We start from the raw sequence: 14,157 nt of genomic DNA on the forward strand, positions 1-14,157 counted from the left end.
GGATATCGGGAAATGTTAAGTCAGGCTTCAAAGAGGCGCTGACCATGACCAACCATTCCCCCCTTAGATACCCGGGCGGCAAAGGCAAGCTTGCCCCATACGTTTCAGAAATTCTCCGACAAAACGACCTGGAAGGCGGCCACTACGCCGAGCCATTCGCAGGCGGCGCTGCCGTTGCTTTGGACCTTCTATTCTCCGAGCGAGTGAAGCACATTCACATCAACGACCTTGACTGGACGGTATACTCGTTTTGGAAAGCGATAATTGACCACACAGAAGACTTCGTATCGCTAATTGAACGAACCGAAATTACGGTCGACGAATGGATGAACGCGAGGGAGGTCAAGCGAGCCGCGCGCAGTCACGCAGTTTTGGAGGTTGGATTCTCGACCTTCTTCCTGAACCGCACAAACCGTTCTGGTATCTTGAATGGCGGCATGATTGGGGGAATCGCTCAAGATGGGGCTTGGAAACTGGACTGCCGATTCAACAAAGCCGATCTCATACAGCGAATTCGGCGAATTGGAATGTTCCGGTCCAGAATTACACTTACCAATCTTGACGCTTCTGACTTCTTAACAAACCACATACCCTCTATTGCGCCACGCAGCCTCATCTATATCGACCCGCCCTACTACGTTAAGGGCGCATCCCTCTACCAGAACCACTTTAATCATCAGGATCACGTCGATTTGGCAGGCGTCGTCAAAGCGATTGACCGCCACGCTTGGTTCGTTTCCTACGACAACGTCGAGCAGATCCGGAGGATTTATCGCGACTGCGATCAAGAGCAGTTCGGTATTGGCTATAGCGCCAGAAATCACAGCAAGGGTTCAGAGGTCATGGTGTTTGGCAATGGCCTTCGAAGACCTCCTAATGTTTTTGTAAGCAAGACCGAGCAAAGAGCGATCCTGCGTGCCGCCGCTTACGGCTAGTTCAAACTGCTGGTCCGACTTCATGCCGGAGTACGGCAAAGCAAGTGCGGCAAAACCTTGGCGTTCCGTGAGGCAAAACCTCGATCGCGTCGATGACTAGCTTTCTCGCTCGAAGTGCCTCGCCTCATTGACCAGGTCGCACGCGGGCACGATATTCCGCCGATGATTGATCTGTGCCCGTTTAACGAAATCCACCTGATGAACCACACAGTCGTCCACTGGCGTCTTGCCGATGGAGGATGGGAGATCGCTGCCTACCGCACATCGAGCGGCGGGGGGATGTTGAGATCCATCACAGGCGACCTCATCAAAAGAACATCCGGAGGCGGTCCCGGTACTGAGGAATTCAGCGAGACGCTTGGCATGGTGATGATGATTGCCTGCACGAAAATACAGAGCGACCGCGTCAACGGCCCGAGGCGGTAGGAGGGCAGCTAGCTTTGAAATTCCCGATGGCCTGAAATGAAAAACCCTGCCCCGCTTGGAAACGGGACAGGGCGAAATGATCAATCCGGAGAACGGCGCAGCGCCCAAGTCATGACGGCCGGCAGGCGAACGACACAACCTGCGTCCATCGTCGACCAATTGGCAACATCGCTCTTCGCTGTGGCACCGGCCATTCCGCCAGGTATCACAGACATTGCCGCCGCCAACTCGACCATTCGCTGATAAAGCGGCGACTTATCGACTTCCGCCGCCGCCGACATTGCGGCGGCGAGAGCGAAGAATCTGGCCTTGAGATAGAGCAGCGTCTCGTCATGAGGTCCCTCTGCCCTCGCCTGTCCCGCCACACCCGTTGCAGCCAGAGCGGCCAATCCAGTAACAATCCCCCGGCGCAAATGGCATGGAGATCCAGTCGCGCCGGCATCATGACCGGTGCGGTTTGCATCGCATTGCATTTCCACATTCCCTAAAACTACGTCCTTTTCCGAAGAGGCCAGACCAGGGCGATGCTATCCCGGCCTCCTCGCTCATGTGCGCCCCCAGCACACTCGCCAAAGAGCAGCTATTCATTAACTACACGCAACCGGCGATATGCATAACTAATCTGTGGCATCGTGGTGGCATATCGGTCAATCGTCGTTTGTGGCATCGCTGCGGCATGGCGGTTGAAGACTTACATTTTAGGTTACGAATACCTGAAGAACTGAAGAAGCGCGTCGCGGCGGCCGCGCGCGCAAACGACAGATCCATGACGGCAGAGATTATCGCCCGACTTGCCGACACATTTGCAGTGACTGATATCGACCCGGATGACGAAGATCTTCTGCAGATCATCGGAGACCTTGAGCGTGTGAAGCGCCGGGTGATCGATCGAAACGCGCGCTCTGCAAGACGCAAGGCTTGACGGCTCTCACGTTCCGATCCATTTGTTCGTCAGTGCTGGGCGGGCACCTTTTCAAATCATGCGGCATCACCACCTTTTTGAGGAAGGATGACGCATGCCAAAAAACGGCGCCTATTGGCTTTGCGAGTTTCGCGGCCTTCAAATAGACTACTGGTGCGGGAAGTGCGAGAAACGCGGTTCCTCGCTCGGCGATGACTTGCTGGCCCGGTTTCCCGATCAACCTATGCCGAGCCTGCTGCACGGATTAGCCGCCGAGTTGGGTTGCGATCGAGGCCCAAACGCCCCTTTCAATGACAAGTGCTATCTTCGATACGAAAAGAGTGGCGAGGATGCCCTTGGCATAAGGACAAATCCTAACAAGCCTGACCACCTCAGAACGCTTGGCGAGCTGCAGCAGTATCACCAGCTTTTCGCCCTGTGTCCGGAATGCAAAAGACGCAAGCCGATATCGCGTTGGGACATCGAGCGAAAGCACGGGAAGGATTTGACGTTGGGGAGACTTGCATCGTTCATGAGATGCAAATGCGGTCACAAAGGCGCCCAACTAATAGTGGGGAATATGTCGCGCTGACCGGTTCGGCTGGGCCGAAAGGAAATGAATTATGGACGATCAATATGTCTGGCTTCTCCCCCACGAGCTTTCGCGAACAGACGAGGAGATAATGGCCATTTCCTACCTGGTAGGGATAGAAGCCTGCAAGATCGGCCTTGCATGGCAGGGCCGATCCACTGATGGAGAAAAGCTCCAGCATTTCAAAAAAGCCATCACCTTTCATAAGTACGACCCTACGCAAGCAGGTGACACAGAAGACGACGTATAGGCCGGAAGATCTCTGGCTAGTGCTTGCGAGCTAGCTCCAAGATCATCTTGTCCAGGACGCCCGTAAGGCCCTCGACCTCGTCGCAAAGAGCCTCGACCCGTCGACATATCATGTGGGCGTTGTCCTTCGCGAGAACCCGTTGCGCCTCCAACTCATGCGTGAGCTTGTCGACCGCGGTGGTCGCATTTACCAAGGCCGTGTGATCGACAATGACCGCCGCAACCTGTGCGGTGGAGGATCTAGCTGCTGCCGTCGAACGCTCGCCCGACAAGAGCCCCATGTGACGGACGCTCCATATCACCGCCATGCCCACACCCATCGCGACCAGAAGCGGCAGGGGCAGCTTATCCAGATTTTCCATTCCGTGCCTCTCCCTGGTCGTGCGCGGCCCTGTTGATGTTCACAAGCTCGCCCAAGGCGAACAGTGGATAGATTGCGAGCCACGTCGAGACGACGCCAGAAGATGCGTATCCGTATGTAATGCCCGACCAGATAAAGAAGCCGACCCCCGCCGAGAACTGCCGAACGGCGGGGGTCACATATTTCCTTGCACCGTTGACGATGAGGCCACCGACCCTCAGGACACCCAGCAGCACCATCACCCATCCTAAGGGGCCGGCATCTCCGAACAACTGGCGAAAGCCACCCCAGGCAGGCTGAGAGAAGAGATCATCGGACCAGAGAAGGACGGCGCCCCACAGGACAGTGTGCCCGGCGAGGAACCATTCCATCATACGGGGTCCAAAACGATGCTGGATGCGAATCCAAATACCAGGTCCGACATAAGGTGTGTCCGGCATGGGCGTCATTTCCGGCAGGCCGCATCCTTGCGGCACTGCTCGTTGTTCGACGCGATCGCCGGCCCGGCGGTGGGATCTTCCGACGCAGCGCGTGCTGCGACCGGATCGGAGAACCGCGTCATTTGATACCCGCTGCCATTAATCGCATCCACTGTCTGGCAACCCGCTGTCACGCATGATGACAAGACAACGATCGCGAGGCGACTTCCGCCGAAAATCCGCATTGCTATTCTCCATGTTAGAAATTCGGCTGGTCGCCTCTTTGATGGCGGCCATCTTGAGAGCATCCTGCGTCCGACTGGCACCATGCCAGAGACCAAGGCTATAGACGGCGCCGACGGCAAGCATGCCGATCGCGGCGATTTTCAGGCGCGCCGGCACACTTGCCCAAACCGCTGCGACGAGGGCGCCCACGTCAATTCTCCACAGCGGCGCGGATGTCGCGGATCGCCGCGATGATCTGCTGGCGGGCGTATATCCCCACGGCGATGAAAAGCGGCAACGCGATCAGCAACACGGCCAGCGCCTTCCAGTCGAAGCCACCGAGGGCGGCGATGCTCAATCCGCCGCCACCGGTAAGCAGACCGGAAATCCAACCTAGAAAGTTGAACTTCTTCTTTACCTGCGCCTCGATCGCCGCAGGCACCACCTGTCGCTCCTCGACGACGGGCGCCGCCTGAAACGCAGCCATCTTCGTCGACGCACCGGATAGCGCCAATAACGCCGTGTGGAGAGCCGCGCGCGTCTTCGGTCCCGGGTCACCGTCGGTCGCCAGCCCCGCGTTCAACTGGAATTGCTTGACCGCGTCCGGCGCATAGCCGAGCACGACGAGCGACAGGCGAACGTAATGATCGATGCGATCGGCGAGCCCGTTGATGCCGCCGTTGATTTTCTTCGTGATCGTCTCGATGTCACCCTGATCGGCGAGACGATTGAGCGCCCGGTTTTCCCAATACCAGAGCGGCGCCAGTCCCTCCCACGGGTCGGTGTTGACCAGATCTGGATTGCGAACGAAATCGGGGGGATGGTAACCCTTCTCGTCACACCAATAATGAAAGGCTTTGTAGTTCCCCTGGCCGGTGAGCTGGATACCGGTTCGCCCCATGTATTTCTTGCCGTCGCCGTCGATCTGCGGCGTATTGCCGAGATCCGTGCGCGTGTCATAGCGCTGCTGGGCGGGCGTCGGACCCCAGATCTCGCGATCATAACGGAAGTTGCCGCTTTCGTGCATGAGCTGCGCAAGGAACTGCACGACGCGGTGGACCCGGTCCATCCCCATGTCGGCGCCGTAGCGATCAAGCGCCACCAGCACCGAGTTCATGTTGCTTTCATTTACAGGCCCACGAGCAGACGCACGGATCTGCTGAGCCGTAACGGATACGGTCATCGGTAGTGTCTCCAAAGGATAGGTGATTAGTTTTCGTCAGTGCGCCCGAAGCGCCTGTTATAGCCTTCGTACGTCTCGTTGCTCGTCGCCGCAGCGGCCGGCTTGCTGCCGGCCGCTGCATCGCCGGAGGAGCTGTCGCCCGCTCCGGACTTTCCGTCGCCGGATTTCCGCTTGTCCTTGCCGGCCCCCTCGCTCGGCTGCTTGATATCGAGCGACGTCGTCGCGCCACCGGATCGGTCCGCCTGGTGGGTTACACCTGAGATCCGGTAGGTCCCATCGATACCAGGACGGGCCCCGACGAGAACGAAGGTCCCCTCCGCCTGGGCCGACACTTCGAGGTCGAGCGTAACATTGCCCTGCCCGCCCTCGCGCTCGGTTTCGGTCTTGCGGCCCTCGGCGACGGTCTTGGCCTGGTCTTCGTCGGCAACGGTCGTGCGGACCTCGTCGGTGGCGTCGGCTTCCACGCCGGTCTCCACCTCAAGTTCCTTGAACTTGGCCGATGGACGGTCGAAATAACGTACCTTCGACTTCGAGAATTTTCCACGTCCGGTGACCGGCGAGATACTCCAGTTGATGACGTTTCCGGCTTCGAGGCCCGAGCCCACCCTGCCCACGACAGTCGGCATCGGCTGACCCGTCGCGCTCAGCCCCTGCCCTCGCTTCGCCAGGACCGCTTGATCACCGCGGATCTTGAACGTCCCGCCGACCTCGCGAGCGATCTTCTGACCGAGGTGCAGGAAACTCTCCGCTGCGGCAGACCAATAGTCACGATGGACAGCGGCGAAGGCTGGGTCGATGACGATCGATTCCAAGCCCGCATTCTTCGCCGCCTTGCCGAGGAAATCCTGCAGGGTGGCGTCGTCCATATGGTGCGACTGGGGTTCCTTCGCCTTGCCCTTGGCATCGAAGCCCTTGGCGCCAACGGAGAGCGTCCTGCCGCCTCCCCGAGATCCGTTGGAGCGGACACTGTCCACCTTGCCGGAAAACACCTGCGTCCCCTGCAGGAACACCTTCACGCTGGCGCCCTCGGGCGGCAACTTCACCTGTCCGAGCGAATCGTCGAAATCCAGACTGCAGGTGTCGCTCGCAGAGCCATCCTTATCCGAAACGGTGATCTTGGTGAGGACAGGACGCATTGCCATCGTCAGGTCTTCGCCGTCGACGAAGACTTTCCATTGCACTATCCAATTATCGAATATGCTCGCCATGATCAGTTCCCGAAAATCGACATGACGGGTTTGTAGACGAAGGCATCGGCCGCCGGCTTATCGGGAATTGTGAGCACCGTGCCGAGTGGCAAAAATGTCCCCAGTTCGGACAATCCCGGGTTTTTCGCCAAAGTCTCCGGAATCAGAGAGCGCCCCTCGACGCCATAGGCCTGATGCAGGAGGAGATCGACGGTCATGCCTTCGCGGCGCATTTTGAAAGTCTGCGGCATGATCACTCCAACATTCCAAAGAGCGACAGGATGGTGACGATGATCCCGGGCGAAGCACCGTCCGGGCTGACCTTTGTCAGCGAGATCGAGTGCTTAACGAAGAAGCCGACGCCGTCCCGCATGAGATCCGTATGGTTTTCGGTGATCGTGTCGATGACGTACCAGCCGAGGCGGGCACCATCGCCACGAAGGACCGGAAGCTTCTGGCCGGATCTCCGAAAGCCGTGCGCCATCTCCAGCTCGGTCAAGCCTCCCGTCTTGAACGGCAGAAGCTGACCGGAGAGGGTAATCTTTTCCTCACCCTCTCCCATGAATTCACGGGCGATCATTCCGCCCATGACTGGCTTGTCGGCGAAGTCCGCCGATGTCGAGCGCTGCATTTCGTCGACGCTGAAGGGGCGCGTGTCCAGCGTCAGCGCACCGATCGAGTAAAGCATCAGGCTACTCCATATCCCGTGTCGGCATAGATCCCTGCGACCTGGTCTCGGAGCTGCTGACCAACGAGGCTCGATACCTTGTTCGCCAACTCTTCCGGATTGGTCACCCCATGAACGGGGATCGTCAGATTGATGTTGACGTTCGGCGCGGGCCGAGGGTTCGTCACGTTGACATCCTGCGTGCCGCGAGGCTGGCTAATTTGGTCGATGCTGGCGGCATCGAGGGCGATGGGCTTCGCGATCCCCAGATCGTCGGCAGTCTTTCCCGGAAGCGTCTCGGTGGTGCTGCCACCAATCCCAGCAGCACGCGCGCCCCTCGCAGCATCTATGGCCATCGACGAGGAGACGCCCGGATCTGCGGCTTGGTTGCGCTTCAGTCCGAGAGGATCGACGCCAAACAGACGCTGGAGATCCTCGCGATATTGCCTCTGATTTTTGACCTGCTCGTCAAACGTATCGCCCGGCGTGAACGACATTGCTTCCGACATAAGGGCCGGAGCGCCCGCGATCGAGAGCCCTTTCATCCACGTCCAGATGCTGGCAACGCCTGCAGCGGCGGCACCGTCACCCGCAGGCGACGTTGCACCACCGACCTTGCCGGGTTTACCGCCCCCCTTCGGAAACGTTCCTCCCGATACGATGTCCGCGATCGAGCCTACGGTTTTCAGCGCGCCGATGATCGCCGAAGCGCCACTCAGAAGCATCAGGGCGCTCGCGAGGCTGCGAATGGTTCCGGCCAGAAAGCCGATACCCGCCGCCCACAATGCGATCTGCAGGCCGTATGGCGCCAGATCAGCCAGAAACTGCGCGATCGGGTTATCCTTGATCGCGGCATTCAGTTCGCGGATCGAAGCACCCCACTCCTTAGCCTGCACAAAGATCCGCCCAAGCCGGTCACCAGCGTTCGGATCGATCTTACCAACCAGAAGGTCGCCTAGATCCTCGATCACATCACGGATACCGGCATACCCGAGACCTTGCGCGAAACCCTGAATGCCGGTTTTGATCTCGTCGAAAACCGAGACGCGAGAATCAAGGGTGTCGATGACGTAACCGATGCCTGACACCGCCTCCTTGATCGTCGGCAGCATCTCGTCACCCATCGCCCAGAAGACGTTGGAGACCTTGTTACGCAAGAGCTGCAGCGCATTCGCCGTGGTATTGGAGCGCTCCACAAACTCCTTGAATGCAGAGCCGGAATACTTCGCCTTGTCGCTGACACTGTCCAGCGCCTGGTCGAGCAATCCCATATTGCCGATCAGCGGAGCGAACGCCTTCGCCTCATCCCCGAAGAAATCGGAAAGCAAGGCAATATGCCGATCCTTCGGAGCCTTGGCGATGGCGCGCAAAACCTTGCGCATCGCCTTCGGTGCGTCCTTCTGCATCTCCTTGGCAATCTGCGGGAGATCCAGACCCAAGGCCTCGGCTACATCCCGCTGACCCTTCTTCGCGGAATCACCCTTGGTCAGGGCCTTGACCACGTTCTGCATGGCCGTGCCGGCGGTCTCAGCCTCAGCGCCGGCCGCGATCATAGCGCTACCGATCCCGGCGATCTGCTCTTTGGTGAAACCACCCATTTCGGCGAGCGCGCCGACACGCAGCATATAGTTGGTGATATCCTTGGCCTTCGAAGCCATGTTGTTCGACAGGTGATTGATCGCATCGGCCATGTCGCCGGTTTCGGAAACGCTCAATCCGAGCTGCGTCTTCAGCTTCGCGAGACTTTCGCCGGCCTCACCTGCTGACATGTCGAACGCGATACCAACGCGCGACGCCATTTCCGAGAACGCCTTGAGGTCATTCGTCGCGACACCGGACTCGCCCGCCGCTGCGAAGAGCGCGGCAATATCGTCTGCCGCAAGAGGAACCTCGGTCGACATCTTGCGGATGGTGCGACGCAGGTTTTCGAACTGCTCTTCGTTGGCATCGACCACCTTGCGGACATCGGCAAACGCGCTTTCGAAGCCGATCGCGGCGCCCGCTGTGGCCTTCACCCCTTCGGAAATGCCAAGATAGGCGCCACCGAAAGCCAGGAGCTGCGCCGTCAACGAACGGAATGGAGCCGTGAAAGACGAGGCCTGCTTTTCGATGCCACCGAGAGCGGAGGAGATGCTGCGTGCCCGGCTCGTCACCTGATCAAGCAACGTAATTCTCAGCCGGCTCTCATGAGTGGTCATGATCTGGTCCCTTTGGGCTTTCCGAACATTTTTTGGGTGCGTTCAAAGACCGTCAGCAAACGCTTCGGTCGCCACCGCCAGACCATGTCGAGCGGTGTATTGGTCCAATGCGCGACGAAGATCGCTATGCCGTTCCAGTCGATCCCGTCTTGGTGTCGTTTCCCAAGAGATTTCCGACCTTGCTCATGATGTTCTTGAGGTCGCGAGCCTTCAGTTTCTTGATCACCGGAAGGGAAACGCCTGTGACGCTGGCCATCATCACGGCCATGCGTTCGATCTCGTTTTTGCAATCGGCCGCTTCGATCAGGTCGCCGACTTCCGCCTCACGGAACGTCAGGCTGTCAATGGTCACCTCATCCACGGTAACGGGCGAGAGCAGTGTGACGCTGATGTTATCCATTTACTTTTCCTTTGGGTTGCATACTAGATTGCCGAAAGATTCAGCATTCACACGAGGCTCCGGTGCAGGACACAGATCAGATCGCCGCATTGTTTCTTTTTACAGTTGTCGGCGGCGCCATCGGAGCGAGGATTGTCAAAAGCGAGTTTTGGAAGGGCGCGCTGACCACCGCGGCGTCGCTTGTCATAGTCGGGGCGATCTTCATGACGGCCGGATCGACCAACCACATTCTCGCACTTGCAGCAGTAGCGGTCGCAATGATCGCGACCTGCGGAGCGCTCCGCATGAAGCCAATCCAGATCACAACGACCGTGCTAGGCGCTTACGCTGGATTGCTGGCCGTCCAGACTTTCATATTCTGGACGAGCCAGGCTTAGGCCCTGCTAAGCGCCAAGCGCAGACCGGTGAGACGCGAACCGATCTACTCCACCGACCCGCAGGACACGTTCCCAGAAATCGATGTAGAACAGCTCGACACCGTCGAGATGGAACTCGTAGTGGGTGACTTCCGCGAAGGTATGCGTGCACCCCTGAAACTCAGCCGGGTCGCTTTCGTCAGGCTCCCAGGCATTGATCACGCCTTCGATGATGGCGCGCCCCGGTACCGCAGCACCACCACCAGGGCCGCGCCTCAGATAGCTGCCGGCAAACACCCAGCGATCCGTTTCGCCAAGACCGGTAAAGATGTTGGTATCGATGCCCTTGGCCGAGAACGCCGGCTCCGGCGCCTCGATGCGAGGGAGCGAGAAGTTCACCGCCATCACGCCGCCGCCCGGGTTATGCTCACCCGTGGCGAAGGTTATGCCCGGCAGGGTAAGCGAGGCGATGGTGATGCCGCGCACCGTGTCGGGAGCCGATACGCGGCGAACATCGACGGCGGAAAGCAGGTAGAGAGGTAGCTGTGCCATTTTCGACGATCCTTCCGATCTGGCTTAGTTGACGGTGCTGAGACGGGCGATGATGTCGGCGACAAGGCCTTCCACCGCCGGGCGATAACGCCGAACCTCGTGACGGGCGAGCTTGAAGGAGGGCGCCGGCTCGATCCCGAGGTTGACCAGAAGGTGACCTAGCCGGATCTCCTCGGGGCTGTTCTTGTTGGCATCGAACTTCACCTCATATCCGAGGATATCGTCGTTGCCCTTGTGGTCGCGCAGCATGAACTTCAGGCTGTTGATCCACGCTTCGACCCGCGCCGCCGAGATCTTCGGACCGAGGAACTGACGAGTGATTTCCATCATCTTCACGGTGAGATAGTCGGCGCCGCGAACCTGGTGGATCTGCTTCCAGAGTTCGCCCGTGGTGGTATTGTCGGTCCCGATGAAGACGAAACCGCCGTCCGCGATCGAGCCGTCGACCCCGCTTTCGCCGGCCGCGACGATCGAGACCTCGCTCTCCAGCATCTGCTGGCCTTCGGTCGATCCATCCAGCAGCGAGAACGGGATCTGCCGCGAGAGGCCGGCAATGCCGTAAACAGCGCGGTTGGCGATCGGCTCGAAAGGCTTGCCGCCGTTCTCGGAATCAACCCGCTGGAAAAGACCGATGATGCGCGGGCCCATCGGCTTGGTCACCAGGTTGGAGCCGCTGTAGACGCGAGCCGCGACACCGATCGGCATGATGCGCTCGGAGTTCAAGGTTTCGCGCGCGTCGATCGCGTTGGCCGCCGACGTGTCGTCGACATCAATCACCGACACCGCGAGCAGCCGTTCACAAGCCGCGTGAAGCGCTGCAGCCACCGGACCCGCCGTGTCCATGTCGACACGGTACGCACCGCGCCCGGCCCAGACGAGACGAGGCGTGGCGTTGACCGCAGAAGGAATGCTCGCGATGTTCGTCGGCGCAAGCGCGGTCGCGATGTTGGCAGCAGTGGCAGCGCCGTTGGCACCCTCAGCGACGCGATAGATAGTCACGTCGGCACCGGCATTCAGGCCATTGAGCTGCGAATTGACGGCGTTGACCGCATCGCGAAGCGGGCCGGTACCGAGCTTCGCAAGCATCCCGGCATCGGCCGTCGAAATACGCACCGGCTGGCCGATCGGAAAGGCGGTAGCGTCGGCGTCGGTGGATGCCTCGACAAACAGGCCCTTGGAAAAGTCCGCACCAAGCGCCGGCACGGGCTCGTCATCTGGGCGCGAAAAGGTCATGCCGAACACTGGATCGGACATCTGTGGCTCCTATGAAAATGGGAAAGCCTTGCCCAAGGGCTGATCAGGGCACAGGTTTGCCCGCCCCGGTGTGGGGCGGACAACAGATCTCACGAATGTGATCGGTTAGGGCCAGTAGGACGCGTTGGTCGCGTAATCGGCGGGGATCGGTGACAGGTTCTTGATCTGACGAGCAGCGAAGATATGAGCTTCCTTATGCGCCAAAGCCGCGTATCCGAAGCGGACAACAGTTTGCGCATCCATCGGGTGAATGCTGTTGTCAGCAGCAATCCACGCGAACGTCTCTGGACCGTTTGGGTCGAGAAGCTTGCGCCAGCTAAAGTCCCCGGGCAGTGCGCCTAGCGCGATTGCATCCGTTGCAGCGGACTTTGCACCAGCGATGTTCTCGCGGTCCTCCGCTCGCGTCTGGTAGAAAACGTCTTCGAAGGTGAAACCGTCAACGATGCGGCGGTCCCGTTCTACATCCACCGCAGCCTTGGTTGCAACCGGTGGGGCGAAAGGGGAAATTACATTCCCGCTTAGCTCCCAATCGGCAATCATCTGTCTGTGCCTGTTGCCAAAATCGTCAGGGACGATCATCTGAGCTTCATCTATGACGGCGGAGATATTGCCATCTGGAGTATATTGAGCGGACTGAATTGTCATGATCGCATCCCTTAAAGCTCAGCATCGAAGGAGTTGTCAGCTCCCACCACCACAGGGCCGCTAGCTACTGCCGACGTTCTGATCTCTGCCCCCAGCTGCGTAAGCACGCTAGGGCTATATCCAGAGGCGTTGACCGAAGTGATGATGCCGATGGCCCCGAAGGTCGGTACCGCACGCATACGCACGGGGAATGTGTAGTACATGCCCGTGGCGCTACCGCCAATTTGGTATGTAGTGAAGTGCATGGCGTTGTTGCGGTAGTAGTAACGCTGGCAAATGGCAATTTCCTGCTGCAATGGGCGCTGACCGAACGGATCGGCCTCCGCTCGGCTGTCGCCCTCGACGAACGACATCACGGATAGCTCGTAGTTACCGGTTTGCCTGGGGGTTAGCACCCACGCCAGTTCCAGGTAGTCGTTGCCGTTCGATCCCAGCGTCTTCGCCGCGACCGAAGGTACGTTGAAGAGCGCCCGCCTGACCTGAGAAGCCGCGCTATAGATCGTGGTAACGTCAAGCGAGGCAGACGCGGTCGTGACGGCGCCGGATGGCGCCCCCCCTGTGCCGAAATTCTGAACGAGTTCGCACGCCAGCGTCTCGTTTCCTGCAGGCCCTGTGAAATGTCCACGAGCTGAAGCGACGGCAGCAGCAAGAGTTTCCACGCCTTCGATCCGCTGCGCTATCCGCAGCGTCCCACTCGTCGGCGCGGTCGCAAATGCGGCCCGAAGTTTGAACTTCGGATTACCGGGAGACAGCACCTGTCCGATAGTCTGCAACTGCTGGCTGATCGTTACCGGCTGGTTCGTATTGTTGGTGATCAACCAGCGGTCCAAAACGTAGACAGACGAGCCCGCATTGATCACCTGACCTGTTGCTGGAGCTGCCAGCCGCTGGCATATGCTGAAACCACCGTTGATGATCTTATTGCGGGCACCCGACATGGGACCGCCGTTGATGCTCGCAACTCCCGCCAGCTTGTTACCAGCCAGGTTGATATCGCCGGACATAGTACCGCCCGAAAGAGCAAGGCGAGATCCAACGAGATTGTTCACCTCTAACTTGGTGTAGGTGGTTAGCTGGTCGGCCTTTAAACCAAGGGCCGTCGCCACGTCCGCTGCCCATCCATCCACGTAAGCGACCGGAGCATAGTAAGCAGGCAGCTGTCCTCCGAGTTTTGCGGAGTTGGGAGCCGTCCCGCTGCCGATAATCTCCTCGATCTGGGCGCGCGCTTCCTCGATCTCATCTTGAAGGTTCTCAAGCTGAGGCGCGATCGTCGCCTGCACATAATCGAGAGAGGCCTGCGTCCCCTGCTCGATCAGCGCCTCGAAACTTGCCTCCAGTTCCTCGCGAGCCGTGAGGCGTGCGGCGATATCGCCAAGCACAGAATTCCAGATTTCCCGGTCGATCTTCGTCTTCGGCCAGGACAGAAGCTGGTAGTTGTCAGAGCGGTCTGGCATCGTCGATCGCCTCCTCCCCTTCCTGCTCGACGATGCGAGCGAGGAGAGCGCCCGTCATCTCGATTTCATTCAGGGGCTTGTAGGTGAAGGCGCCGACCCGGACGAGCCGGGCCAGCTTGACGGTGTAGGTTTTGTCCGGATCGATTTCCATGT

20 protein-coding genes are annotated in these 14,157 nt (G+C 59.2%); 5 read left to right on the top strand and 15 right to left on the bottom strand.

What is annotated here, in order from left to right; translation table 11 throughout:
• Positions 1–44 precede the first annotated feature (44 nt).
• Positions 45–935, top strand: a complete 891-nt coding sequence (locus J5286_RS17535) for a DNA adenine methylase (RefSeq protein ID WP_209191486.1) — start codon at positions 45–47, stop codon at positions 933–935.
• A 162-nt stretch (positions 936–1,097) separates the two neighbouring features.
• A complete protein-coding gene (locus J5286_RS17540) occupies positions 1,098–1,361 on the top strand; it encodes a hypothetical protein (protein WP_209191487.1) in 264 nt (87 codons plus the stop codon).
• 80 nt (positions 1,362–1,441) lie between these two features.
• Here J5286_RS17540 and J5286_RS17545 read toward each other — a convergent pair whose 3' ends face one another.
• A complete protein-coding gene (locus J5286_RS17545) occupies positions 1,442–1,750 on the bottom strand; it encodes a hypothetical protein (protein ID WP_209191488.1) in 309 nt (102 codons plus the stop codon).
• Between the two features lie 29 nt (positions 1,751–1,779).
• On the opposite strand from J5286_RS17545, the gene J5286_RS31250 reads away from it, so the two are divergent.
• Both J5286_RS31250 and J5286_RS17555 read left to right on the top strand, forming a co-directional pair.
• Positions 1,780–2,283 (top strand): Arc family DNA-binding protein, encoded by a 504-nt coding sequence (locus tag J5286_RS31250; protein WP_245206228.1) that lies wholly within the window; start codon positions 1,780–1,782, stop codon positions 2,281–2,283.
• A gap of 602 nt (positions 2,284–2,885) precedes the next feature.
• Entirely contained in the window at positions 2,886–3,104 is a 219-nt protein-coding gene (locus J5286_RS17555; RefSeq protein WP_209191489.1) for a hypothetical protein, read from the top strand.
• A gap of 16 nt (positions 3,105–3,120) precedes the next feature.
• Here J5286_RS17555 and J5286_RS17560 read toward each other — a convergent pair whose 3' ends face one another.
• The 9 genes from J5286_RS17560 to J5286_RS17600 form a co-directional block, all read right to left on the bottom strand.
• The gene (locus J5286_RS17560; RefSeq protein WP_209191490.1) at positions 3,121–3,465 is read right to left on the bottom strand and encodes a hypothetical protein; all 345 of its coding nucleotides are present in this window, start codon (positions 3,463–3,465) and stop codon (positions 3,121–3,123) included.
• Positions 3,449–3,904 (bottom strand): hypothetical protein, encoded by a 456-nt coding sequence (locus J5286_RS17565; protein WP_209191491.1) that lies wholly within the window; start codon positions 3,902–3,904, stop codon positions 3,449–3,451. Before J5286_RS17565 ends, J5286_RS17560 begins: the two co-directional genes overlap by 17 nt.
• 138 nt (positions 3,905–4,042) lie before the next feature.
• A complete protein-coding gene (locus J5286_RS17570) occupies positions 4,043–4,318 on the bottom strand; it encodes a hypothetical protein (RefSeq protein ID WP_209191492.1) in 276 nt (91 codons plus the stop codon).
• 1 nt (position 4,319) lies between these two features.
• Complete coding sequence (locus J5286_RS17575; RefSeq protein ID WP_209191493.1) at positions 4,320–5,291, bottom strand: glycoside hydrolase family 19 protein; 972 nt, start codon at positions 5,289–5,291, stop codon at positions 4,320–4,322.
• Positions 5,292–5,317: 26 nt separating this feature from the next.
• Positions 5,318–6,499 (bottom strand): phage late control D family protein, encoded by a 1,182-nt coding sequence (locus tag J5286_RS17580; protein WP_209191494.1) that lies wholly within the window; start codon positions 6,497–6,499, stop codon positions 5,318–5,320.
• Positions 6,500–6,501: 2 nt separating this feature from the next.
• A complete protein-coding gene (locus tag J5286_RS17585) occupies positions 6,502–6,729 on the bottom strand; it encodes a tail protein X (RefSeq protein ID WP_209191652.1) in 228 nt (75 codons plus the stop codon).
• A gap of 2 nt (positions 6,730–6,731) precedes the next feature.
• On the bottom strand, positions 6,732–7,166 hold the full coding sequence (locus tag J5286_RS17590; RefSeq protein ID WP_209191495.1) for a phage tail protein: 435 nt from the start codon (positions 7,164–7,166) through the stop codon (positions 6,732–6,734).
• The gene (locus J5286_RS17595) at positions 7,166–9,343 is read right to left on the bottom strand and encodes a phage tail tape measure protein (protein WP_209191496.1); all 2,178 of its coding nucleotides are present in this window, start codon (positions 9,341–9,343) and stop codon (positions 7,166–7,168) included. Before J5286_RS17595 ends, J5286_RS17590 begins: the two co-directional genes overlap by 1 nt.
• Positions 9,344–9,467: 124 nt before the next feature.
• Entirely contained in the window at positions 9,468–9,743 is a 276-nt protein-coding gene (locus J5286_RS17600; protein WP_209191497.1) for a phage tail assembly protein, read from the bottom strand.
• A 62-nt stretch (positions 9,744–9,805) separates the two neighbouring features.
• Here J5286_RS17600 and J5286_RS17605 point away from each other — a divergent pair, with 62 nt between their 5' ends.
• A complete protein-coding gene (locus J5286_RS17605; protein ID WP_209191498.1) occupies positions 9,806–10,120 on the top strand; it encodes a hypothetical protein in 315 nt (104 codons plus the stop codon).
• Between the two features lie 6 nt (positions 10,121–10,126).
• Here the strand turns inward: J5286_RS17605 and J5286_RS17610 are convergent, their stop codons facing one another.
• The 5 genes from J5286_RS17610 to J5286_RS17630 form a co-directional block, all read right to left on the bottom strand.
• Entirely contained in the window at positions 10,127–10,651 is a 525-nt protein-coding gene (locus J5286_RS17610) for a phage major tail tube protein (RefSeq protein ID WP_209191499.1), read from the bottom strand.
• Positions 10,652–10,675: 24 nt separating this feature from the next.
• Positions 10,676–11,905, bottom strand: coding sequence for a phage tail sheath protein (locus J5286_RS17615; protein ID WP_209191500.1), 1,230 nt, complete (start codon positions 11,903–11,905; stop codon positions 10,676–10,678).
• Between the two features lie 105 nt (positions 11,906–12,010).
• A complete protein-coding gene (locus J5286_RS17620; RefSeq protein WP_209191501.1) occupies positions 12,011–12,550 on the bottom strand; it encodes a DUF4376 domain-containing protein in 540 nt (179 codons plus the stop codon).
• A gap of 11 nt (positions 12,551–12,561) precedes the next feature.
• Positions 12,562–14,004 carry a hypothetical protein gene (locus tag J5286_RS17625; protein ID WP_209191502.1) on the bottom strand — a complete coding sequence of 481 codons (1,443 nt, stop codon included), beginning with the start codon at positions 14,002–14,004 and terminating at the stop codon, positions 12,562–12,564.
• Positions 13,988–14,155 carry a hypothetical protein gene (locus J5286_RS17630; protein WP_209191503.1) on the bottom strand — a complete coding sequence of 56 codons (168 nt, stop codon included), beginning with the start codon at positions 14,153–14,155 and terminating at the stop codon, positions 13,988–13,990. Before J5286_RS17630 ends, J5286_RS17625 begins: the two co-directional genes overlap by 17 nt.
• Positions 14,156–14,157 lie beyond the last annotated feature (2 nt).

The sequence above is a fragment of the Rhizobium sp. 16-488-2b genome, assembly GCF_017741815.1.
In the GTDB taxonomy this organism is placed as follows: domain Bacteria; phylum Pseudomonadota; class Alphaproteobacteria; order Rhizobiales; family Rhizobiaceae; genus Rhizobium.